This is a genomic window from Streptomyces sp. SAI-127, assembly GCF_029894425.1.
Taxonomy (GTDB): domain Bacteria; phylum Actinomycetota; class Actinomycetes; order Streptomycetales; family Streptomycetaceae; genus Streptomyces.
This window is the reverse complement of the sequence record NZ_JARXYJ010000001.1, coordinates 4,569,831-4,592,761: the sequence shown is the minus strand read 5'-3', so window position 1 is coordinate 4,592,761 and position 22,931 is coordinate 4,569,831. Positions and strand designations below refer to the sequence as shown.

22 protein-coding genes are annotated in these 22,931 nt (G+C 70.6%); 12 read left to right on the top strand and 10 right to left on the bottom strand.

Translation table 11 applies throughout. The features are described from left to right. Window positions 1-24: 24 nt before the first annotated feature. On the bottom strand, window positions 25-1,446 hold the full coding sequence (locus M2157_RS20875) for a cytosine permease (protein WP_280865928.1): 1,422 nt from the start codon (window positions 1,444-1,446) through the stop codon (window positions 25-27). An 81-nt stretch (window positions 1,447-1,527) separates the two neighbouring features. Next, window positions 1,528-1,920: a PLD nuclease N-terminal domain-containing protein gene (locus M2157_RS20870; protein ID WP_280863216.1), complete on the bottom strand. Its 393-nt coding sequence runs from the start codon at window positions 1,918-1,920 to the stop codon at window positions 1,528-1,530. A gap of 87 nt (window positions 1,921-2,007) precedes the next feature. Here M2157_RS20870 and M2157_RS20865 point away from each other — a divergent pair, with 87 nt between their 5' ends. Next, on the top strand, window positions 2,008-3,459 hold the full coding sequence (locus M2157_RS20865; RefSeq protein WP_280863215.1) for a menaquinone biosynthesis decarboxylase: 1,452 nt from the start codon (window positions 2,008-2,010) through the stop codon (window positions 3,457-3,459). After that, window positions 3,456-4,358: a menaquinone biosynthesis prenyltransferase MqnP gene (gene mqnP / locus M2157_RS20860; protein WP_280863214.1), complete on the top strand. Its 903-nt coding sequence runs from the start codon at window positions 3,456-3,458 to the stop codon at window positions 4,356-4,358. Before M2157_RS20865 ends, mqnP begins: the two co-directional genes overlap by 4 nt. Before the next feature lie 15 nt (window positions 4,359-4,373). On the opposite strand, the gene M2157_RS20855 is transcribed toward mqnP, so the two are convergent. After that, window positions 4,374-4,967, bottom strand: a complete 594-nt coding sequence (locus M2157_RS20855; RefSeq protein WP_280865927.1) for a rhomboid family intramembrane serine protease — start codon at window positions 4,965-4,967, stop codon at window positions 4,374-4,376. Between the two features lie 91 nt (window positions 4,968-5,058). Between M2157_RS20855 and M2157_RS20850 the strand changes: the two genes are divergently transcribed. From M2157_RS20850 to M2157_RS20820, 7 genes are all read left to right on the top strand, one after another. Then, entirely contained in the window at window positions 5,059-5,742 is a 684-nt protein-coding gene (locus tag M2157_RS20850; RefSeq protein ID WP_266515232.1) for a UbiX family flavin prenyltransferase, read from the top strand. A 90-nt stretch (window positions 5,743-5,832) separates the two neighbouring features. Beyond that, window positions 5,833-6,288 carry an Lrp/AsnC family transcriptional regulator gene (locus M2157_RS20845; protein ID WP_057608043.1) on the top strand — a complete coding sequence of 152 codons (456 nt, stop codon included), beginning with the start codon at window positions 5,833-5,835 and terminating at the stop codon, window positions 6,286-6,288. Window positions 6,289-6,335: 47 nt separating this feature from the next. Then, window positions 6,336-7,499, top strand: a complete 1,164-nt coding sequence (mqnE, locus tag M2157_RS20840; RefSeq protein ID WP_057608042.1) for an aminofutalosine synthase MqnE — start codon at window positions 6,336-6,338, stop codon at window positions 7,497-7,499. A 406-nt stretch (window positions 7,500-7,905) separates the two neighbouring features. Continuing rightward, a complete protein-coding gene (locus M2157_RS20835) occupies window positions 7,906-8,556 on the top strand; it encodes a UdgX family uracil-DNA binding protein (protein ID WP_280865926.1) in 651 nt (216 codons plus the stop codon). 58 nt (window positions 8,557-8,614) lie between these two features. After that, window positions 8,615-9,139, top strand: coding sequence for a GNAT family N-acetyltransferase (locus tag M2157_RS20830; protein ID WP_280863211.1), 525 nt, complete (start codon window positions 8,615-8,617; stop codon window positions 9,137-9,139). A gap of 96 nt (window positions 9,140-9,235) precedes the next feature. Then, on the top strand, window positions 9,236-9,547 hold the full coding sequence (locus M2157_RS20825) for a DUF4229 domain-containing protein (RefSeq protein ID WP_280863210.1): 312 nt from the start codon (window positions 9,236-9,238) through the stop codon (window positions 9,545-9,547). A 46-nt stretch (window positions 9,548-9,593) separates the two neighbouring features. Further along, window positions 9,594-10,268, top strand: a complete 675-nt coding sequence (locus tag M2157_RS20820) for a TetR/AcrR family transcriptional regulator (protein ID WP_280863209.1) — start codon at window positions 9,594-9,596, stop codon at window positions 10,266-10,268. Between the two features lie 37 nt (window positions 10,269-10,305). On the opposite strand, the gene M2157_RS20815 is transcribed toward M2157_RS20820, so the two are convergent. Both M2157_RS20815 and M2157_RS20810 read right to left on the bottom strand, forming a co-directional pair. After that, a complete protein-coding gene (locus M2157_RS20815) occupies window positions 10,306-11,244 on the bottom strand; it encodes a MaoC/PaaZ C-terminal domain-containing protein (RefSeq protein ID WP_280865925.1) in 939 nt (312 codons plus the stop codon). Beyond that, on the bottom strand, window positions 11,244-12,524 hold the full coding sequence (locus M2157_RS20810) for a 3-oxoacyl-ACP reductase (protein WP_280865924.1): 1,281 nt from the start codon (window positions 12,522-12,524) through the stop codon (window positions 11,244-11,246). Before M2157_RS20810 ends, M2157_RS20815 begins: the two co-directional genes overlap by 1 nt. An 88-nt stretch (window positions 12,525-12,612) precedes the next feature. Here M2157_RS20810 and M2157_RS20805 point away from each other — a divergent pair, with 88 nt between their 5' ends. From M2157_RS20805 to M2157_RS20795, 3 genes are all read left to right on the top strand, one after another. Beyond that, window positions 12,613-13,899, top strand: coding sequence for an acetyl-CoA C-acetyltransferase (locus M2157_RS20805; protein WP_280865923.1), 1,287 nt, complete (start codon window positions 12,613-12,615; stop codon window positions 13,897-13,899). Window positions 13,900-14,120: 221 nt separating this feature from the next. Beyond that, the gene (locus M2157_RS20800) at window positions 14,121-16,037 is read left to right on the top strand and encodes an AMP-dependent synthetase/ligase (protein WP_280863205.1); all 1,917 of its coding nucleotides are present in this window, start codon (window positions 14,121-14,123) and stop codon (window positions 16,035-16,037) included. Window positions 16,038-16,178: 141 nt separating this feature from the next. Beyond that, a complete protein-coding gene (locus tag M2157_RS20795) occupies window positions 16,179-18,479 on the top strand; it encodes an MFS transporter (RefSeq protein ID WP_280868256.1) in 2,301 nt (766 codons plus the stop codon). Between the two features lie 44 nt (window positions 18,480-18,523). Here the strand turns inward: M2157_RS20795 and M2157_RS20790 are convergent, their stop codons facing one another. The 5 genes from M2157_RS20790 to M2157_RS20770 form a co-directional block, all read right to left on the bottom strand. After that, window positions 18,524-20,116, bottom strand: a complete 1,593-nt coding sequence (locus tag M2157_RS20790) for a peptide-N4-asparagine amidase (protein ID WP_280865922.1) — start codon at window positions 20,114-20,116, stop codon at window positions 18,524-18,526. A 102-nt stretch (window positions 20,117-20,218) separates the two neighbouring features. After that, window positions 20,219-21,316, bottom strand: a complete 1,098-nt coding sequence (locus M2157_RS20785) for a hypothetical protein (RefSeq protein ID WP_280865921.1) — start codon at window positions 21,314-21,316, stop codon at window positions 20,219-20,221. Next, a complete protein-coding gene (locus tag M2157_RS20780; protein WP_280863202.1) occupies window positions 21,313-21,702 on the bottom strand; it encodes a hypothetical protein in 390 nt (129 codons plus the stop codon). Before M2157_RS20780 ends, M2157_RS20785 begins: the two co-directional genes overlap by 4 nt. A 119-nt stretch (window positions 21,703-21,821) precedes the next feature. Continuing rightward, window positions 21,822-22,001 (bottom strand): DUF397 domain-containing protein, encoded by a 180-nt coding sequence (locus M2157_RS20775; RefSeq protein ID WP_280865920.1) that lies wholly within the window; start codon window positions 21,999-22,001, stop codon window positions 21,822-21,824. Further along, window positions 21,998-22,852 (bottom strand): helix-turn-helix transcriptional regulator, encoded by an 855-nt coding sequence (locus M2157_RS20770; protein ID WP_280868255.1) that lies wholly within the window; start codon window positions 22,850-22,852, stop codon window positions 21,998-22,000. The genes M2157_RS20775 and M2157_RS20770 overlap by 4 nt, the downstream gene beginning before the upstream one ends. Between the last annotated feature and the right edge of the window lie 79 nt (window positions 22,853-22,931).

The window sequence follows — 22,931 nt, the reverse complement described above, 5'->3', positions numbered from 1 at the left end:
GAGTCTCCCCGGTCCGAGGGGTGGTCAGTCGGCGTCAGGAACCACTCGAACACCGGCCGCGGGACGGAACCGCCCCCGCAGCGCCGCGTACAGCACCGCGCTCAGCGCGAAGCCGACCACGGGGGTGATGTCCCCGAACGACGGCCAGTGCTCCGGTACATAGCCGACGTAGTCCTCCTGGTTGGAGAAGAGCGGCACGGAGACCGCCACGCCGATCAACAGGGCAGCCAGCCCCGGCCAGTTGGTGAAGGAGCGGTCGGTCAGACGGGCCGCCGACTGCTCCTGGGGCACCCGCGCCCGCAGCCACCGCTCCACCAGGACCACGCCCAGCCACGGCGCCACCCAGTACGCGATCACCAGCAGGAACGCCTCGTACGCCGCCCCCGCGTCCGAGAGCGACGCCCACGCCGCCGCCGTACCGGCGACCCCGGACACCACGACCAGCACGCTCCGGCTCAGCCAGGCGGGCAGGTTGAGGCCGAAGGAGGCGATCGAGATCGCGCCGGAGTACACGTTGAGGGCGTTCGCCGAGACCGCGCCCAGGATGATCGCGAGGAGCACCAGGTCGCCCAGCCAGCCCGGGAGATGGCCGGTGAAGGCCGCCGTCGGGGTCGCGTCCTTCGGGGCCACGATGGTCGCCGAGGCCGCGCCGATCACGGCGACGACGGTGACCGACAGGAACAGGCCGAGCGCCGGGTACAGGACAGTCCTGGCCTTGTTCGCCGTACGGGGGAGATAGCGCGAGTAGTCCGAGGCGTACGGGTTCCAGCCCGCCGCGTAGCCCCAGGCCGCGCTGAACGCGAGCAGGAAGCCGCCGATGCCGCCGCCGGTGCCGCCCCCGCCGAGGTGCGCGTCCTTGAAGGTCCACACCCCGGCCAGCAGGAAGATCACCGCGAGGGCGGGGAAGGCGTACTTCTCGAAGACGTGGACGAAGTTGTGGCCGATGAAACCGATCAGGATCTCGGCGGCCACCACGAGGAGGAGGGACGGCAGCGGCCGCAGCCCGGTCAGGGTGTTGAGCGCGAAGGCCGCGCTCACGCTGTTCACCGCGAACCAGCCGACGCCCGCCACCAGACCGTTGGCCGCGGCGGGCAGGATGTTGCCGCGGTGGCCGAAGGAGAGACGGCCGATCACCATCTGCGGCACCCCGAACCGCGGCCCGTCCAGCGACAGCACGCCCTGGGTGAGCGCGCCGAGCGCGGTGCCGAGCACGATGGCGGCCGTGGCCTGCCAGAAGCTCAGACCGAAGAAGAGGACCGCGATCACACCGATGAAGACGGTCGCGAACTCGATGTTCGGAGATGCCCAGGTCCACAGCAGTTGCAGCGGACCGCCGTGGCGTTCGGACTCGGGGATGGGTTCCGAGCCCGCCGACTCGACGGCGATGACCTTGTCACCATAGGCGGGGGCGAGCGTGCCGGCGGAGTCGGCGGGAGCTGTCGTCATGCGAGGTAAGTGTCCGGTCCGTACCGGCCTGCGCCCAGGGGCGCATTGTCCGTTTCGGGGGGCCCGCCGACGTACACCTTGTCAGGAGGCGTCCTTGGGGTCCTCGCCCGTCTCCCGGCGCTTCAGCTCCTCCTCGCGGCGGCGCAGGTCGGCCTCCCAGTCCTTCAGCAGGGCCTCGTCCTTCTTGTTGTCCGCCTTCAGGGAGTTCAGGAACTCCGGGTTGTCGTCGGGAGCGACGTACTCCATGCGGTGGTTGCGGTGCCACTCCGAGGGGGTGCGGCCGTTCACCGGCGGGGTGCGCAGCTTGCCGGCCGCGAGCCACGCGACGGGGCCGACGATCCAGAACAGCAGGATGATGAAGACCCAGGCGATCTTGGGAAGGTGCTTGGCCTCGTCCTCGGGGGTGTTGAGGCAGTCGATGAACGCGTAGATCGTCAGCGCCAGCGGGATCAGGTACATCAGCAGCCGGAACATGTGCTTTTGGCCCCCAGGGAACGTTGTGTGGAGCCTGTGACAGGCCCCTGACGGGGCCAGGGTAGCGGCTCGGGGATACTGGACCCCATGGCTTACGACGATCTTCGCTCCCTGCTCAGGGCACTGGAACGCGAGGGAGACCTCAAGCGGATCAAGGCCGAGGTCGACCCGTATCTCGAGGTCGGGGAGATCGTCGACCGGGTGCAGAAGGCGGGCGGTCCCGCGCTGCTCTTCGAGAACGTCCGCGGGTCCGCGATGCCGCTCGCCATGAACGTCTTCGGGACCGACCGGCGGCTCCTGAAGGCCCTCGGCCTGAAGTCGTACGGCGACATCTCCGAGAAGATCGGCGGACTGCTGCGGCCCGAGCTGCCGCACGGCTTCGTGGGCGTGCGCGAGGCCTTCGGCAAGCTCGGCGCGATGACCCACGTGCCGCCGAAGAAGGTCAAGGAGGCGCCGGTCCAGGAGGTCGTCCTCACCGGGGACGACGTCGATCTCGACCAGCTCCCGGCCCTGTTCACCTGGCCGCAGGACGGCGGTTCCTTCTTCAACCTGGGCCTGACCCACACCAAGGACCCGGAGTCCGGGATCCGCAACCTCGGTCTGTACCGCCTGCAGCGCCACGACAAGCGCACGATCGGCATGCACTGGCAGATCCACAAGGACAGCCGCAACCACTACCAGGTCGCGGCCCGGCGCGGCGAACGCCTCCCGGTGGCCATCGCCTTCGGCTGCCCGCCCGCGGTCACCTACGCCTCCACGGCACCCCTCCCCGGCGACATCGACGAGTACCTCTTCGCCGGGTTCATCGCCGGCAAGCGGATCGAGATGGTGGACTGCAAGACGGTCCCGCTCCAGGTCCCGGCGCAGGCCGAGGTGGTCATCGAGGGGTGGCTGGAGCCGGGCGAGATGCTGCCGGAGGGACCCTTCGGCGACCACACCGGGTTCTACACCCCGCAGGAGCCGTTCCCGGCACTGAAGATCGACTGCGTGACGATGCGGAAGCGGCCGCTGCTTCAGTCGATCGTCGTAGGCCGCCCCCCGACGGAGGACGGACCGCTGGGCCGTGCGACGGAACGGTTCTTTCTTCCGTTGCTGAAGATCATCGTGCCGGACATCGTGGACTACCACCTGCCCGAGGCCGGCGGCTTCCACAACTGCGCGATCGTCTCGATCGACAAGAAGTACCCGAAGCACGCGCAGAAGGTGATGCACGCGGTCTGGGGGGCACACATGATGTCCCTGACCAAGCTGATCGTGGTCGTCGACGCCGACTGCGACGTGCACGATCTGCACGAGGTCGCCTGGCGGGCGCTGGGCAACACGGACTACGCCCGTGACCTCTCGGTCGTCGAGGGACCCGTCGATCACCTCGACCATGCCTCCTACCAGCAGTTCTGGGGCGGCAAGGCGGGCATCGACGCGACGAGGAAGTGGCCCGAGGAGGGCTACACGCGCGACGGCGGCTGGCCCGACATGGTGCTGTCCGACCCGGAGACGGCGGCGAAGGTCGACCGCCGGTGGAAGGAGTACGGACTGTGAGCAGCGCCTCCGCGGCACTACCGCAACCGGGACGCACGAAAGCCTTCCTGCGGCTGGTGATGATCGAGCACTCGGTCTTCGCGCTGCCGTTCGCGTACATCGCCGCGCTCACCGCGATGTTCGAGTGGGACAAGAACATCCACTGGGGGCGGCTGCTCCTGGTCACGATCTGCATGGTGGGGCTGCGGACCTTCGCGATGGCGGTCAACCGGATCATCGACCGGGAGATCGACGCGCGGAACCCCCGGACGGCACAGCGGGAGCTGGTCACCGGTGCGATGTCCGTGAAGCACGCCTGGACCGGTGCGCTGGTCGCTGTCGTGGTCTTCCTCGGCTCGGCCGCGCTGCTGAACCCGCTGTGCCTGGCGCTGGCCCCGGTCGCCGTCATCCCGATGGTGGTCTACCCGTACGGCAAGCGGTTCACGAACTTCCCCCAGGCCATCCTGGGTCTCGCCCAGGCGATGGGGCCGGTGGGCGGCTGGCTCGCGATCACGGGCTCCTGGTCCTGGGACGCGGTCGTCCTGGGCCTCGCCGTCGGCATCTGGATCGGCGGGTTCGACCTGATCTACGCCTGCCAGGACGTGGAGACGGACCGGGAGATCGGCGTCATGTCGGTGCCGGCGCGCTTCGGTATCCCCGCGGCGATCTGGGGTGCCCGGGTCTGTCACTTCCTGACGATGTCCCTCCTCATCTGGTACGCCGTCGCCACGGAGGCGGGCGGGTTCTTCTGGGTGGGGCTGATGATCGTGGCGAGTGCGTTCGTGTACGAGCACTCGATCGTGCGGCCGCATGATCTGTCCCGCCTGAACCGGGCGTTCTTCAGCGTCAACGGCTTCATCGGGATTGCCCTGTTCGTGTGTGCGTTGCTGGATCTGCTGGTGCGGGGACTGACGGTCTGACCCGGCCCCGCGCCGCTAGGCGGGTTCAGGCGTCCGGCGCTTGAACACGAACGCCGTCACCACTCCCGCCACCAGTCCCAGCAGGTGCCCCTGCCAGCTGACCCCCGACTGCGTGGGCGCCAGGCCCACCAGTATCGACGTGCCCCAGACCGCACCGACCAGCAGGCCCACCAGCACCCCCAGGGGGCGCCGCTCCACGAAGCCGGTGACCAGCAGGTAGCCGAACAGGCCGAAGATCAGGCCCGACGCGCCCGCCGTGTTGGTGTGGGCCGGGGCTATGAGCCAGACGCCCAGACCGTCGGCCACGATGATCAGTGCGCAGACGGCGGCGAACCGGCGCAGGCCGCCGAGGGCCGCGAGGAAACCCATGACCAGCAGCGGGACGCTGTTCGCGGCCACGTGGGCGAAGCCGAAGTGGATGAAGGCGGCCGGGACGACGTCGACCAGCTCGGACGGGGTGCGTGGTGTGATGCCGAGGCCGTCGAGCGCGTGGCCGCTCGCCACGTCCACGACTTCCAGCAGCCACAGCAGCGCGACCCAGCCCACCATCAGCTTGGCCGCGGCCTTCGCACGATCACCGCGCGAGTACTCGAGTTCCCTGCCCGTCATGGCAACCCCCACCACTCACCCGTCCCCCTCCAGGGAACGACCGGCCCCCTTGGCCGGTTCCCACCCTGTGACGCCGGATAGGCTCGGGGGTGTGAACCCAGTCAAGCCAGGAGAGACACGGCGTACGCCTTGGATCGTAGGGGTGTCCGGCGCCTCCGGCACCCCGTATGCCGCGTCCGTGCTGCGTGCGCTCCTCGCCGCCGGTGAGAGCGTCGACCTGGTGGTCTCCCGTGCCTCGCGGCTCACCCTCCTCGACGAGACGGGGATCTCCTTCCGGGACGCGCACTGGCGCGAGGACCTGCGGGAATGGCTGGACCGGGGGGCCGACGGCAAGCCCGGCACCTTCGAGGCGGACATCACCGACGTGCGGTACTGGCACCCCGGGGACCTGGCCGCGGGGCCGTCCTCGGGGTCGTATCCGAGCAAGGGGATGCTGATCGTCCCCGCCTCCACCGCCTGCGTCGCCGGAGTCGCCCTCGGCCTCTCCAAGGACCTGCTGCAGCGGGCCGCGAGCGTCACTCTCAAGGAGCGCCGCAAGCTGGTCGTGGCCGTACGGGAAACCCCCTTGAACGGCCAGACCCTCCGGCACCTCGTCACGCTCGACGACGCGGGCGCGACCGTCGTCCCCGCCTCGCCCGCCTTCTACGCGGGGGCGACCCACATCCAGGACCTGGTGGACTTCGTCGCCGGGCGGGTGCTGGACGCGGCGGGGGTCGGGCACGGGCTGTACCGCCGCTGGGAGGGCGAACTGGGCGGCGGCACGTCGGGTCGGTAAGGCAAGCGGTCAGTAAGGCAAGCGGTCACTAAGGCACGTGGCAGTACCTCTCATCACTTCAGGCACTTTTCAGCGGAAGGCTTCGATCGCATGGACGCGGTGGACAGGCAGCTCATCCAGGCCCTGAGGGAGAACGGCCGGGCCTCCTACGCGGAGCTGGGACGCCTCGTCGGTCTGTCGGGACCCAGTGTCACCGACCGCATCAACCGGCTGGAGGCGGCCGGGGTCATCACCGGTTACCGCGCCACCGTCGACGCCGCCTCGCTCGGCCTCGGCGTCACCGCGCTGATCGGTATCTCGCTGGGGGACGCGGTCGACCACGAGGACGTGGCGCGCCGGCTGAGGGACCTCGGCGAGATCGAGGACTGCTGGTTCATCGCGGGCGACGACTCGTACATGCTGAAGGTCCGGGCGTCGGACGTCGACGGTCTGGAGAAGATCATCCGGCGGCTGTCCGGGACCAAGGGCGTCTCCCGGACTCGTACCACGATCGTGCTCTCCACGAAGTGGGAGAACCGGGTCGGAGAGCTGCCCGAAGAGGCGTAGACGTACGGTTGTCGGAGTCGTTCGGGGTCGTCGGAAGAGGTGTGGGCATGGATGTCGGGCTCAAGCGCGAGCTGGAGGAGAAGGTCGGGGCCGGTGAACGGCTGACCCGTGAGGACGGCATCGCACTGTACGAGTCGGACGACCTGGCCTGGCTCGGCGGCCTCGCGCACGAGGTGCGGACGCGGAAGAACGGCGACGTCGTCCACTTCAACGTCAACCGCCACCTCAACATGACCAACGTGTGCACGGCGTCCTGCGCCTACTGCTCCTTCCAGCGCAAGCCGGGCGAGAAGGACGCGTACACGATGCGCATCGAGGAGGCGGTGAAGCTCGCCAAGGCGATGGAGGGCGAGAACCTCACCGAGCTGCACATCGTCAACGGCCTGCACCCGAACCTGCCGTGGCGCTACTACCCGCGGTCGCTGCGCGAGCTGAAGGCCGCGCTTCCGGACGTCTCCCTGAAGGCCTTCACCGCGACGGAGATCCACCACTTCGAGACCATCTCGGGTCTGTCGGCTTCGGAGATCCTGGACGAGCTGATCGACGCGGGCCTGGAGTCCCTCACCGGCGGTGGCGCGGAGATCTTCGACTGGGAGGTCCGGCAGCACATCGTGGACCACCGGACCCACTGGGAGGACTGGTCCCGGATCCACCGCCTGGCGCACGAGAAGGGTCTCAAGACCCCGAGCACCATGCTGTACGGCCACATCGAGGAGCACCGGCACCGCGTGGACCACGTCCTGCGCCTGCGCGAGCTCCAGGACGAGACCGGTGGCTTCCAGGTCTTCATCCCGCTGCGCTACCAGCACGACTTCGTGGACGTGAAGGACGGCAAGGTCAGGAACCGCCTCCAGGCGCGGACGCGGATGGCGACGGGCGCCGAGGCCCTGAAGACCTTCGCGGTCTCCCGGCTGCTGTTCGACAACGTCCCGCACGTCAAGGTCTTCTGGGTGATGCACGGCGTCCAGACCGCCCAGCTGGCCCTCCAGCACGGCGCGGACGACATGGATGGCTCGGTGGTCGAGTACAAGATCACCCACGACGCCGACAACTACGGCACCCCGAACAAGCTGACCCGCGAGGACCTGCTGGACCTGATCCGCGACGCGGGCTTCCGCCCGGTGGAGCGGAACACCCGGTACGAGATCATTCGCGAGTACGACGGCCCGGACGCGGGCCGCCGGGAGGAGCCGCAGCCGATGCGGCTCTGACCCCGAGGCCGGAGCCCCAGCGGCGCGGAGAACCGCGCGACCGGCCCCCCGCGCCTCCGGCGAAGTGGCTCCCTCCGGTCGCGCGGGCCCCCGGCGGACGGCAGCTGCAGCCCCCTAGGGGCGCGGGGCTGTATCGATGTGCGGCTACCGCCGCGCGGGCGCGGCCGGCCCCCACCGGCCCGCAGCCGCGCTTCCGGCGCAAGTGGTCCCCTCCGGTCGCGCGGGCCCGCCCGCAGCGACGCCGCCCCCTGGCGGACGGCAGCTGCGGCCACTCAGGGGCGCGGGGCTGTATCGATGTGCGGCTACCGCCGCGCGGGCGCGACCGGCCCCCACCGGCCCGCAGCCGCGCTTCCGGCGCAAGTCGTCCCCGTCGTTCGCGTTCCCCGACCCTGGGTACTCGCCCAGCATGGTGAGCACCAAGTCACCCGAAGACGCCTACACCGCTGAACCCTTCGTTCCCGGCCGCGGCGGTCTGGCCGCCCTGCGCGAGGCCGCCGCCGGCTGCCGTGGCTGTCCGCTGCACCGGGACGCCACGCAGACCGTCTTCGGTGAGGGCGCCGCACACGCGCGCGTGATGCTTGTCGGGGAGCAGCCCGGTGACCAGGAGGACCGGCAGGGGAAGCCCTTCGTCGGTCCCGCAGGCAAGCTGCTCGACCGTGCCCTCGCGGAGGCCGGTATCGAACCGGCGGACGCCTATGTCACCAACGCGGTGAAGCACTTCAAGTTCACCCAGGCCGAGCCCCGCAAGCGCCGTATCCACAAGGCGCCCAGCCTCCGGGAGATGACGGCCTGCGGCCCCTGGCTCGCCAAGGAGCTGGAGCTCGTCGAACCGGAGTTGATCGTCGTCCTCGGCGCCACCGCGGGCAAGGCGCTGCTCGGCTCGTCGTTCCGGGTGACGCAGGTGCGCGGCACCGTGCTGGAGGAGGAGATCCACGGCAGACGGGAGCGGCTCGTGCCGACCGTGCATCCGTCGGCCGTGCTGCGGGCCGAGGACAGGGAGGGCGCGTACCGGGGCCTGGTGTCGGACCTGGAGGTGGCGGCCCGGGCGCTGGGGTGACGCATGTGACGCCGGAACCGGGTTGAGGCGCCAGATACGTAATGTCTAACCTTTGCCCATGCCCCTTACCTTCACCCTCGACCCGGCCGTCACCCCCGCCCTCCGCGACGGGATCCTCGACCTGTGGACGGACGTCTCCAACGCGGGCGGCGCCGTCGGTTTCGTGGCGCCGGTGGAACGGGAGACGATCCGCCCCGAACTGGTGAAGCACTTCGTGGAGATGGCGGAGGGACGGACGCGGCTGCTCGTCGGACACGACGAGGACGGACAGGTCGCCGCCACCGCCTTCTTCAGCTTCAACACGCACCGGCTCATGACCCACTGGGTGTGGCTGTACACGGTGATGGTCCACCCCCGCCACCAGGGCAGGGGCTACGGCCGCGACCTCCTCACCGCGGCGGCCGACGCGGGCCGCACCTTCGAGGACATCGAGGCGATACGGCTCACCTGCCGCGGCGGCCTGGGTCTGGAGCGTTTCTACGGCTCCTGCGGCTACAAGGAGGTCGGCCGCATACCCGGCGCGATCCGCGTCGCACCGGGTGACGACCGGGACGACGTGATCATGCTGCTGCCGCTCACCTGACCCGCTTCGGAGATCGGGTGCCCGGCGTGCTTCACTGGACGGTGCCCCTTTGGGGTGTTCGAGCCGTTCGATACGGATACGGAAGAGTGGATTGACATGCTCCGCTACACGCTGATGCGCCTCGGGATCCTGGTGGGCTGCCTCGTGGTCGTCTGGGGCCTCGTCTACTCCGGCCTCGCCCCGCGCGGCCTCGGCGCCTCCAACGGCATGTGGATCGTCCTGCTCTCGCTGCTGCTCTCGGCTCCGATCAGCTTCGTCGTCCTGCGCAAGGAGCGTGACCGCGCCTCCATCAAGGTCGTGCAGCGGGTCGACCGGATGAAGGCCAACCTGGAGGCGAACCGCAACCAGGAGGACGAGGCCGCCGACGAGGCGAGCCGTCCCCAGGGTCAGGCCCCGCAGACCTCCTGAGGTCAACGCCCGCGCTGCCGTGCCCGCGTGACCGTAGGCTTTGGGCATGGGTGTCGTGAAGAGCAAGCGGATGCCGCGTGCCGTGCGGGAGCAGCAGATGCTGGACGCCGCTGTGGAGATCTTCGGGCAGCGTGGGTACATGGCCGCCTCGATGGACGAGATCGCCGAACTCGCCGGTGTGTCGAAGCCGTTGGTGTATCTGTACCTGAACTCCAAGGAAGACCTCTTCACCGCGTGCATCCGCCGGGAGGCGGCCGCGCTCACGGAGGCGGTGCGGACGGGCGTGCGAACCGATCTGCCCGCCGACCGTCAGCTCTGGGACGGGCTGCTGGCGTTCTTCACCCACACCTCGCGGAACCCGCACGCCTGGTCCGTGCTGCATCTCCAGGCCCGTATCCACGGTGAGGCGTTCGCCGCCGAGGTCACCGCGATGCGCGAGGAGATCGTGGAGTTCGTGACCCACCTGATCGTGGTCGCGGCCCGCGAGGCGCACCGCGATCCCGATCTGCCCGAGCGCGAGGTCGCCGGCCTCGCCGAGGCGCTCGTCGGCGCCGCCGAGTCCCTCGCGGCCTGGGCCAACGCGACCGAGGGCGTGACCGCGAGGCAGTCGGCGGCCACCCTGATGAACTTCGCGTGGGCGGGCCTCGGAAACCTGATGGACGGCCGTCCGTGGACCCTCCGGGACACCCCCTCGGAGGGCGATCCCCTTCAGGTCGGCTGACAGCGGCGTCCGCGGCGCGACGAGGCCTGCGCCCGCTTCACGTCAGGGGATGGACGCCCCCGGTCACATGCACGCGGTCCCCGCCGCACAGTTCGAAGCGCTCGCCGTTCGATGCGTACGTCACCGTCCCCGGCAGCAGCACCGGAGCTCTGAACTCCGCCCGCACCAGCACCGCCTGGGGCGTGCCGTGGGCAGCCAGGCAGCGGGCCGCCGTCCACATGCCGTGCGCGATCGCCCTCGGGAAGCCGAAGAGGCGGGCCGTGAGCGGGTACAGGTGGATCGGGTTGCGGTCGCCGGACGCGGCGGCGTAACGCCGGCCGATGTCCCCGGCCAGCCGCCACTCGTCGACTCCGGGCAGCGGTTCATGCCGCTCGCGGTCCCGCTCCCGGTCGGTCTCCGTCGTGCGGTGCCGGGCCAGATACGTGCTCACCGACTCCCACACGACCTCCTCGCCCACCCGCAGCTCGGTGACGACCGCGGCCTCCGTACCGCGCCGGTGCGGTGCCAACCCGTCGACGTACACGCTGAGTTCGTACTCGCCCGTCGCCGCCAGCTCCCGGTACCGCGTGATCTCGATCGACGTGTGCACCAGTCCGAGCAACGGCAGCGGGAAGTCCCGCCCGCTCATCAGACTCATGGCCAGCGGAAAGCCCAGCACGTGCGGGTACGTCACCGGCAACGCGTCCTCCCCGGTCGGGAACCCGCACACCCGCTCGTAGGCGGCGAGCCGCGCGAGGTCCACCCGCAGCCCGGGCAGCACCAGCCGGGTGCGGGAGAAGTCCGCCGTCGCAGCGGGCCGCTTGAAGGGGGAGCGCAGGGCGCCCACGGCCAGGAGGGGAGTGAGGGAGGGAGGTCGAGACAGGACGGTGAGGGGGTGCGCGCCCTCCGGGTGGGAGTTCCCGGGGCGTACCTCCGCGCCCTTCGCCCCCTCGCCGCACGCCCCCCCGGCCTGCCTGTCGTCCGAGTGCATCCCCACTACGCCCCCAGCAGACTCTGGCCGCAGACCCGCACGACCTGCCCGTTCACCGCGCCGGACGCCGGGTGCGCCAGCCACGCCGTCGTCTCGGCCACGTCGGACGGCAGCCCGCCCTGTCCGAGGGAGTTCATCCGCCGCCCCGCCTCCCGGATGAACAGCGGGATCGCCGCCGTCATCTTCGTCTCGATGAACCCTGGAGCGACCGCGTTCACCGTGACCCCGTGCTTGGCCAGCGCCCGGGGCGCCAGGGAGCGCACCAGCCCGACGACACCGGCCTTGCTCGCGCCGTAGTTCGTCTGCCCGGCGTTCCCCGCGAGCCCCGCGATGGACGCGGTGGCGACGATCCGCCCGCCCCGCCGCAGCGTGCCCGCCTCCAGCAGCGCGTCCGTCGTGCGCAGCACGCTCGCCAGGTTCACCTCGAGCACCGAACTCCAGCGCTCCGCGGGCATGTTGACCAGCCGTCGGTCCCGGGTGATCCCCGCGTTGTGGACCAGCACGTCCAGCCCCTCGGGCAGCGCCTGCGCGATCCGCGCGCCCGCGTCCGCGGCCGTGATGTCCAGCGCGAGGGCACTGCCCCCGAGCCGCGCGGCAAGCCGTTGGGCATCCGCCGACGTCCCCAGCACATCGAGTACGACCACCCGGGCCCCGTCCCTGGCCAGCGTCTCGGCGACCGCCGCACCGATGCCCCGCGCCCCGCCGGTCACCAGGGCCGTCCGTCCGGCGAGCGGGAGGGACCAGTCGACGTCGGCCTCCTGCGCCTCCCCGACCTCGATCACCTGACCGCTGACGTACGCCGACTTGGGGGAGAGCAGGAAACGCAGCGTCGACTCGGCCGCGGACGCGTCGGTGAGCCGTACGAGATTGACCGTTCTGCCCCGCCCGATCTCCTTGCCCAGCGAGCGCGTGAACCCCTCCAACGCCTGCTGGGCGGCGGCCTGGTGATGGTCGACGGGGTCGAGCGGCGCCCCCAGGACGACGACCCGCCCGCTCTCGGCGACCGACCGCACGACCGGGTGCAGTGCCGCGTGCACCTCCGCGAGCCCCTCGACGTCCCGCACCCCGGTGGCGTCGAGGAGAATCGCGGCCGGTGTGTCCGACGGGGACGAGAACCCCGGCCCGGAAAGCTGTGACTTCCCCGCGGTGAGATGCAGCACGCCGCCCTCGAACCCCGGGGACCCCTCCGCCCACCGCCGCAGAACAGCAGGCTGCGGAAGCCCCAGGCGGCGGGTGAGGAACCGACCCGGCGCGGTACCGGTGAAGCTCAGATAGCGGTCGGCCATGTCCATCTCCCGGGTCGGTCGCAGATTCCTTACTCTGGAGTAAGGTTACCGTAGGTAAGCCGTTGTCCGAGGTGAGGAGCTGGTGGAAATGAGCCCCCTGAAGCCGCCGGTCGCCCGGCGCGTGGCGATCGTCGCCGGTGCCCGCGTCCCCTTCGCCCGCTCGGACGGCCCGTACGCCACCGCCTCGAACCAGGACATGCTCACCGCCGTCCTCGACGCCCTCGTCGAACGCCAGGGGCTCCAGGGCCCCGGCGCGGTCGGGGAGTTCGTCGCGGGTGCCGTCCTCAAGCACAGCCGCGACTTCAACCTCGCCCGTGAGACGGTCCTCGGCTCGAAACTGGACCCGCGCACCCCGGCGTACGACATCCAGCAGGCCTGTGGGACCGGTCTCCAGGCCGTTGTCGCCGCAGCGAACAAGATCGCTCTGGGGCAGACGGAATCCGCGATCGCGGGCGGCGCGGACACCGCGAGCGACGCGCCCCTCGGCGTCAACGACGACCTGCGCCGCATCCTGCTGGAGGCCCGGCGCGCGAAGTCGGCCGGTGCCCGCCTGAAGGCGCTCGCGCGGATCCGTCCGACCCACCTCGTCCCCGACATCCCCCGCAACGCCGAACCCCGCACCGGGCTGTCGATGGGCGAGCACGCGGCCGTCACCGCCCGCGCCTGGGGCGTGACCCGGGAGGCCCAGGACGAGCTGGCGGCGACGAGTCACCAGCGGCTCGCGGCGGCGTACGAACGGGGCTTCTTCCGCGAGTTGGTGGTCCCCTTCCGCGGGCTGGACCGCGACCAGAACCTCCGCCCCGACTCGACGGCCGGCAAACTCGCCACGCTCAAGCCGGTGTTCGGGCTCAAGGACCCCGACCCGACCATGACGGCCGGTAATTCGACCCCGCTGACGGACGGCGCGGCGGTCGTGCTGCTGGCGTCGGAGGAGTGGGCCGAGGCGCGCGGTCTGGAGGTGCTGGCCTACCTCACGGCGTACGAGACGGCGGCCGTGGACTTCGTACAAGGGGATGTCGTACAGGGGGAGGACGGCCTGCTCATGGCCCCCGCCCACGCCGTCCCCCGCATGCTGGAGCGAGCCGGTCTCGGCATGGACGACTTCGACCTGGTCGAGATCCACGAGGCCTTCGCCTCCCAGGTCCTGGCGACCCTCGCGGCCTGGGAGAAGCAGGGGCTGGCCCCGGTGGACCGGGCCCGTCTCAACGTCACCGGATCCTCCCTCGCCACCGGGCATCCCTTCGCCGCGACCGGTGCGCGGATCGTCGCCACCCTCGCGAAACTGCTGGCCGAACGGGACGGCCCGGGCCGCGGTCTGATCTCGGTGTGCGCGGCGGGCGGGCAGGGGGTGACGGCGATTCTGGAGCGGCCGTAAGCACCGACAGCTGACGAAGTCTCACTTTGCGGTCGAGGTTGCACAGTCCCGGCTCCGGACCATCAACGAACCCGCACAGACCCCCCACTTGGGCCACTTAGGATCACCGTCCTAACCCCAGGTAACCCTTCCAGGCGCACTCGCGGGTGAACGCCCCGGTACGTCCCCTGCGTACCTCATGCAGCGGAACGCTACCGAGCTGCACGTCCCAGGAGCTGACCATGTCCCTCTCGTACGTGTCCGGCCACGACTACGACGGCGCACCCGTGCTCGTGGAACCCGAGATCGTGCGGCTGGACGGTGAGGTCCGCGAGGTGTCGGTGCCGCCGCTGGTCCCGCCGCTGACCCATGGCTCGCTCGCCGACCTGCCCTTCGACAACGCCGAGGCGGCGCCGGAGCAGCGGGTGATGAGCCGCCGTACGGATGACGGCCGCTGGATCGATCTGACGGCGGCGGAGTTCGCCGGGCAGGTGCTGGCCGTGGCGAAGGGCCTGATCTCGGAGGGCCTGATGCCGGGCGACCGGGTCGCGATCATGGCGCGCACGACGTACGAGTGGACGCTCCTCGACTTCGCCGCCTGGGCCGCGGGCCTGGTGACGGTCCCCATCTACCCCACGTCCTCCGTCTTCCAGACCCGTTTCATCCTCCAGGACTCCGGCGCGGTCGCCCTGGTGACGGAGACGGCCGGCCAGGCCGCCGCCCTCGGTCCCGAGCTCAGCCGCCTTCCCGACCTGCGGCACATGTGGATCATGGAGAAGGGTCATGTGGAGCGTCTGGGAGAGCTCGGCCAGGCCGTCCCCGACCAGGAGATCGGCGTACGGCGCGGCATGCTGGGCCCGGGCACGGTCGCCACCGTCGTCTACACCTCCGGCACCACCGGCCGCCCCAAGGGCTGTGTGCTCAGCCACGGCAACTTCCTCGCCGAGGTCGACAACGCGATCGAACTCCTCTACCCGGTCTTCAAGTCGAAGTCGGACGAGGCGGACCTCGCGACCCTCCTCTTCCTGCCCATCTCGCACGTCTTCGGCCGCATGGTGGCCGTCGCCTGCGTCCGCGCCCGCGTCCGCCTCGGCCACGCGCCGAGTCTCCAGGCCGAGGACCTGCTGGCCGACCTGAGCAGCTTCAAGCCGACCTTCCTCCTCGTGATCCCCTACATGCTGGAGAAGGTCTTCAACAACGCCCGCGCCAAGGCGGAGAGCGGCGGCCGGGTGACGGTCTTCGACCGCGCGACCAATGTCGCCGTCCGCTACGGCGAGGCGATGGAGACCCGCCACGCGGGCACCGGCTCCGGCCCTGGCGCGGCCCTCAGAGCCGCCCGCACCTTCTACGACCCGCTCGTGTACCGCCGTATCCGCAACGCCATGGGCGGCAGGATCCGGCACATCATCTCCGGCGGCTCCCCGCTCGGCCGCCGGCTCGCCGCGTTCTACGCGGGCGCGGGCATGGAGATCTACGAGGGCTACGGGCTGACGGAGTCCACGGGGGCCGCGACCTGTACGCCTCCCCTGAAGCCCCGCCTGGGCACGGTCGGCTGGCCCATTCCGGGCACCCGGGTCCGCATCGCGGCCGACGGCGAGATCCTGCTGAACGGCGGTCAGGTGTTCCGGGGTTACTGGGACCCGTACGGCGACGGGGTGGCCCCCGCCTCGGCCGACGGCTGGTTCCCGACCGGCGACATCGGACAGCTGGACGACGAGGGCTACCTCACGATCACGGGCCGCAAGAAGGAGATCCTGATCACGGCCGGCGGCAAGAACGTCGCCCCGGCCCCGCTGGAGAACTGGCTCCGCTCGCACCCCCTGATCTCGCAGTGCATGGTCCTCGGTGACCGCCGCCCCTACATCTCGGCCCTGATCAGCCTGGACATGGACGGCGTCAACCACTGGCGCCAGATGAACGGCAAGCACCCTGTTCCCGCCGAACTCCTCATCAACGACGAGGAGTTGAGGGCGGTCCTGCAACGCGCGGTGGACGAGGCCAACAAGATGGTCTCCCGCCCCGAGTCCATCCGCCGCTTCACCGTCCTGCCGACCGACCTCACCGAGGCGGCGGGCCATCTGACCCCGTCGATGAAACTTCGCCGGGAGGCGGTCATGCGGGACTTCGCGGGGGAGATCGAGGGGCTCTACGAGCGCTGAGCGCCGGGGTCGGTGGAGACCCCATGAAGACATTTGCGTTTCGCTGCAAGTGTGACCTAGGTTTGGTGTACGAAACGGTTTCGGACCGATGTGGGGTCCGAGCAATCCGAGCCCCATGAGGGGAGCACCATCGTGGAAGCCATTCCGGCAGCCACCGCCCAGGTCGTGCCGTCCGGTCAGTCCCAGACCCCGTCGAAACACCGATGGTGGGCACTGGCCGTGATCGGACTCGCCCAGCTCATGGTCGTGCTCGACGCCACGATCGTGAACATCGCGCTGCCGTCCGCGCAGCAGGACCTGGGCTTCGACAACAACGGCCGGCAGTGGATCGTCACCGCCTACTCCCTGGCCTTCGGAAGCCTGCTGCTGCTCGGCGGCCGCCTCGCCGACCTCTTCGGCCGCAAGACGACCTTCATCATCGGCATCGTCGGCTTCGCCGCCGCCTCCGCGGTCGGCGGCGCGGCGAACGGCTTCACCATGCTGGTCGTCGCGCGCGCGGTGCAGGGCCTGTTCGGCGCCCTGCTCGCCCCGGCGGCCCTCTCCCTCCTGACGACGACGTTCACCGAACCCAAGGAACGCGCCAGGGCGTTCGGCATCTTCGGTGCCATCGCCGGTTCCGGCGCCGCCGTCGGCCTGGTCCTCGGCGGTCTGCTCACCGAGTACCTGGACTGGCGCTGGACGCTGTACGTCAACGACGTCATCGCCGTTCTCGCGCTGGTCGGCGCGGTCGTCTTCATCGGCCGCTCCGTACCGGCCGAACGGCCCCGGCTGGACATCCCCGGCGTGGTCCTGGTCTCCGGCGGCCTGTTCGGCGTCGTCTACGGCTTCGCCAACGCGGAGACGCACGACTGGGACAACTGGATGACGTGGGGCTTCCTCGCCGCGGGCGGGGTCCTGCTGGTGGCGTTCTTCCTCTGGCAGGCGCGGGCGAAGCACCCCGTGCTGCCGCTGCGGGTCCTCGCCGACCGCGACCGCGCCGCCGCCCTGTCGACCATCCTCATCTCGTCCGCCGGGATGTTCGGCGTCTTCCTCTTCCTCACCTATTACCTCCAGTCGACGCTGGGCTATTCACCGGTCAAGAACGGCGTGGCCTTCCTGCCGATGGTGGGCGCGCTGATGGTGATGGCGCAGCTGTCCACCAACTGGCTGGTACCGAAGATCGGCCCCAAGATCGTCGTACCCCTCGGCATGCTGGTGGCCGCGGGCGGCATGGTCTGGCTGACCCGCCTCGGCCTCGACAGCAGCTACGCCTCCCACGTGCTGCCGCCGCTTCTGCTGCTCGGCGCGGGGCTCGGCATGTCGATGCCCGCGGCGATGAGTTACGCCACCCTCGGGGTGCAGGCGAACGACCAGGGCGTGGCCTCGGCGGCCCTCAACACCACCCAGCAGGTGGGCGGTTCGATCAGCACCGCGCTGCTGAACACCCTGGCCGCCACCGCCGCCACCCACTACGCCGAGGACCACCTGTCCGACCCGCTGGTCAAGGCGAACGCGGCGCTGCACAGCTACGAGGTCGCCTACTGGTGGTCGGCGGGCTTCTTCGCGGTCGGCGTGATCATCACGGCGCTGCTGTTCCGTGCGAAGAGGAGGCAGACCGCGCCCGCGGAGCAGGTCGAGGCACCGGCCGAGGCCGCGCCCACCGCGCCCATCGCCCCGACGGTCACCGCTCCCGCCGTGGGCACGGCGGCGCCCGTCATCCGCGGGCAGGTGCGCAACGGCACGGGCGTCCCCGTACCCCGCACCGCGATCACCCTGCTCGACGGCTCCGGCCGCCAACTGGCCCGCGCCACCTCCGGCGAGGACGGCACGTACGCCCTGGCCACCGCCGAGCGCGGCAGCCTGGTCCTCATCGGCTCGGCGCCCGGCCACCAGCCCCAGGTCGTCACCCTCAGCGTGAACGGCGCGCCCGTCTCCCACGACCTGGTGATCCTGCCCAGCCCCGGCGGCCTCGCCGGTACCGTGCGCGGCGGGGACGGCGAGCCCCTGCCCGCCGCGCTGGTCGTGGCCACCGACCAGCACGGTGACGTGACAGCCTCCGCCACCGCCGGGACGGACGGCGGGTACCGGCTCGCTGAACTGCTGCCCGGCGACTACACGCTGAGCGTCAGCGCACCCGGCCACCGCCCGGTCGCAGTACCCGCCACCGTCTCCGCCGAGACCGCCCGCCTCGACATCGAGCTGACCGCCGCGGCGACCCTGCGGGGCACGGTCCACACCCCGGACGGACGCGCCCTGGACGACGCCCGGGTCACCCTGATCGACGCCGCGGGCAACGTCGTCGGGACGCGCACCACGAGCGTCGACGGCGGCTACGCCTTCACCGACCTCGCGAGCGAGCAGTACACGGTGATCGCGAGCGGGTACCCGCCGGTGGCCACCCAGGTCACCGTGAACGGCAGCCAGGACGGAGTCGACCTCCGGCTGAGCCACAAGGAGGCGTAGGGGGGTCGTAGGGAGGCGTAGGGACGTACGCGGCTGCCGGGTCCTCAGCAGTCGCGTACGTCCTTTGTCAGCACCCCCTGCTCCGTCGCGAGCGTGTGGTCGTAGCAGGTGCCGGGGGCGCTGAGCCGGTACCGCTCGCTCGTGGTGGCGACCGCGTGCCGGTCCTCGCGGGCCACGCCGAGGGTGAACGTGGCGTCGCCCTGGTAGGTGTCGTCGATGCGGGTGGCGCCCGACCGGGCGTGGTCACCCACGGACATCAGGACCCGCAGCCGGTTGTCGCTGTCGATGGTGGCGCGGCCGTCGAGGGTGTAGGTGCGGTCGGTGCGGGACAAGTGGCCGTCGGACGTGACGAGTTGGTGATCGGTCCACGTGCCGGTCTGGTCGTCCGTGTTCTCGTCGGGCGTCCACTGGTGGTCGATCGCCGTGGTCAGGGTCCGCTCGACGGTCGTGGTGACCCGGCCGTGGGAGGTGTTCAGATACCCGCTGACCTTCAGATGGTCCTTGCCAGAGGTCACGAGGTGCCGCAACGAGCCGTCGGTGAAGGTGTTGCCCACTGCGGGAGCGTCCTTCTTGTACGACGTCACAGCCCCCGTCACCACCGACTTGTGGGCGTCCTGCCACACCAGGACGTTGGTCGGCGCGCTCCACCCGGTCTGCCCGGCCGGCACTCCGATCACCTTGACGTCCACGGTGTGCGCCTTGCCGTCGTTGAGGAGGCCCGCGAACGGGGTCAGGTCGAAGGTGAGCGGACGTACGTCGAAGGCGGTCGGGGACGGAATCACCGACCACAGATACGGCGACCAGCCGCCGGTCCACACGTTCGGGTACGGAGACGCGATCCCCGCGACCTTCCCGTCCACGCTCACCTGCACCTCGCGGTACGGCCCGTCGTCCCCGCCCTGGCAGGAGTACGACGCGGAGGGCGTGGTCGCCGAGTACCAGAACTCCTCGCAGCCGCCACCCGACCCGGTCGCGTACACCTCGGCGAGGATGCGCTCGGAGTTGCGGGGGACGGTGAGGGAGGCGCCGGTGGTGACGCTGTCCTGGTCGCTGAGAGGGATGACCTGGTCGGGGGCGGACGAGGTGCGGCCGGGCCCGGGGGCGTAGAAGGTGAGCGTCACCTTGACGTCCAGCACGCCCGTGTAGGTGTCGTTGACAACGTTGCCGATGAGCATGTCGACGGACTGCGCGCTGCTCAGCGTCTTCGCGTACTCGGTGACGTCCTTCTCGACGGACCAGTCGATCCCGTCCTGCGACGGCTCCGGGGTGGACGTCCGGAACACCTGCACCCCGCCGATGTCGAGGTATCCCAGCCGGTCGTACTGCCGCCCCTTCACGTTGCCGTCCATCCGCAGCACGACCTTCGACCACTGCCCCGGGGCCCCGCAGCCGGTCGGCGGGGTGTACGTCCCCGTGTACGGCGTGAAGTCCTTGAACTGCGCCTGCGCGACCGTGACCGAACACGCCTTGGTGTGGGGGGTGCTGATCGGCGGGGCGGCGGTGACGGGGTCGTGGTAGTCGGTGCCGAACTCGACGGGGACCGTGGTGGCGGACGCCGTGCCCGCGGCCAGGCCCAGGGAGGCGAGGACCGCGGTGAGGAGCACGGCGGTCCGCCGCAATGGGGTGGGAGGTCTCATGCGGCGCAGTGAACACACAGGTCCGCCCGCCCCGCCAGGGGCTTTGGGGGAGGTATGGGCGAGGAATGGGAAGGCCTTGACCTTCCGCGCGCAGCGAGAGTGTCAGAGCTTCGGAGTGCTCTGCTCGGCCCAGTCGACCAGGAGCGGGGTCGCGCAGAAGAGGCCGAGGACGACCGGGAGGCCGATCCACCAGGGGGCGCCGACGCGGAACAGGCCGATCGCGGCCGCCAGGGAGGCCAGGAGTCCGACCGGCCCGATGACGGCCGCGAGCGTCTTTCCGTGCCGTTCCCGGAAACAGCGGGGGCACCAGCGCGACGAGCAGGTTTTCATCGCGACGATCAGCTTCATGCCGCCGACCTTCTTGTAGGTGAAATGCGTACGCTGCAGCCCGCGATGGGAGGGGCGAACGGTGTGGCGGCGCTTGAGCACCCGGCCCGGGGCGTACCCACCCTGATGTCCGGCGGCGGCCGGGGACTGCTGGGTACGGGACAGCGCGGCGACCGGCTCACCCTCCTCCCGCGGTGGCTGTGCGGCGAGCCGGCGGTGGGCCTCGTCGCGTTCGGCGGCGTACTGGTCGGCGCGGGCCCGAGCGGCGGCCGACTCCTGGTCGGCGCGCAGGCGTTCGGCTTCGGCGGCTTCGCGGCGCAGGCGTTCGTCGCGGTGCTCGGCCTCGGAGGCGGCGGCGGAGGCGTAGGCGGCGTCACGCTGACGTTCGAGTGCGGTGAGCTGGTCGGCCTGGGTGGCGAACTGGGCGGTGAGTTCGGCGTTCCGGTGCTGGAGGTCCGTGAGGGCCGTGGCGGAGGAGAGGGCTTGTCTGTCTTCGAGTCTGTCTTCGACAGCGCGGAGCCGTTCGGCCTGGGTCTCGAGCCGGCTGGTGAGTTCGGCGTTGTGCTGCCGGAGGTCGGCCAGGGCGGTGGTGGGGCCGGTGGTCTGCCGGTGTTCGAGTGCGGCCAGCCGCTTGGCCTGCGCGATCTGTTCGGCGGCCAGTTCGGCGGTGCGGTCTCCGAGGTCGGCGAGGATCACCGCGATGTCCGGCAGCGACGGCCCCTCCACCGTCGCGCCGGACGCGGGGTGGATGTGCACCGCCTGGATGTGCGTGACGTGGCTGTCCGAGGAGATCCTGGAGTCCTGGATGTTGCCGTCGGCCGCGACGCTCTTGCGGTCCGCCCGTACGCGGCGCGACCAGCGCCGGGAGGTCATCGGCGGCTGCCGTCGCCGAAGGCGTTGTCCGTGACGTCCCCGCCGGCGGCCACCCCGCCGGGGCCGGCGTGCACCTCGTCCGTGCCGTGCCGGGCGGTCGTCCCGCGCGCGGGAGTACGGGGACCGGACACCTGGGACCGGGCGCCGATGGCGTTGCCGGTGATGTCCCCGCCCGCCGCGATCCCGCCCCGCTCGGCCCGTACGCCCCGCCCCGAGCCGCCGTTCAGGGCAAGCACCGAGAGCACCGCACCGGCCAGCCCGACCACCGCGCCGACGATGCTCGCCGCCTGTCCGGCGGTGTCCAGATCGCCGACCGCGGCGAGCGTCACCAGCCCGGCCGAACCGGCGCCCGCGAGCACCACCGCGGACCACACCGCACCCCTCATCGAACACCCTCCCCGCGCCTCCGCCATGGAGGAGCGGACCCAGGGTGTCATCGCGGGGCCCCAACTGCTGTCAGAACAACGCGATATCGCTCAGATCGGTCAGTAGGTGCCGCTTGCGGTCACTTCCGGGCGCCGACGAGAAAGGCGGACCAGGCGGACGGGGTGACCTGGAGGGTGGGGGCGGGGTGCTTGGAGTCGCGGAGGTGGATGGTGTGGGGGGTGACGGCGACTTCGAGGCATTCGCCGCCCTCGCCACCGCTGTAGCTGGACTTGAACCAGTTGAGCTGCTCGACGGTCATAGCTCCTCCAGCTTCTGCTCGATCAACTTCCGGGACTCCGAGGGGGAGAGCGCCATCGCTCGCATGATCCCATAGCGGTCAGCGATCTTCCTGACCTCTTCCGAGTCGGTGATCAATCGGGGGTACCCCTGTACCTCTGTGTACGCCACCTGCCCATGTCCCTTGGGCGTCAGCAGGTTGAACGCGCCGTCCATGTTGGGGTGTTCCTCCAGCCCGGACGGCATGACCTGAATCTCGATGTTCCGCATACGTCCGACGCGCAGCAGGTGTCGAAGCTGGTCCGGATGTACGCGGCTCCCGCCGATCGGCCGGTCCAGCACGATCTCTTCGAGGACGTAGCTCACCATCGGCGACGGCCAACGCTCGAAGACCTGTTGGCGGGAGAGCCGGTCCGCGACACGCTTCTCGATCGTCTCCTCGTCGAGGAGCGGACGTCGTCTGGCGAACACGGCCCGCGCGTAGTCCTCGGTCTGCAACAGGCCCGGCACCCCATGGTTGGCGTAGAAGTGCAGCTCGACCGCCTCCGCCTCCAACCCGGCATAACTCCGGTACCACTCCGGATGCCGCGTCCGAGTCTTTGCCATCGCCTCCTCGACCTCCGGGAGGACCTCCTTCAACAGGCCCCCGGCGTCCAGCAGTTCGTCCGCCTTGATCAGGACCTCCGGCCGAAGTGTCCGCACCCCCCTCTCCATGGAGGAGACCGCGTCCGGGCCGTATCCCACGAGCTCCCCGAACTCCTTCTGCGTGAGCCCCTTCCGCTCCCGCAAAAGCTTCACCATCTTGCCCAGCGCGACGAACAACCCCGCCGTACCGTCGGCCTCCGCAGGCGTCTCCGCCCTCCGCTCACCCACGCGCCTCACCCCTCCCACGCGACAACCCGTACACCGAACCGACCGCACTCGTACAGCTACTCAGCGTCGCCGAGTCGCA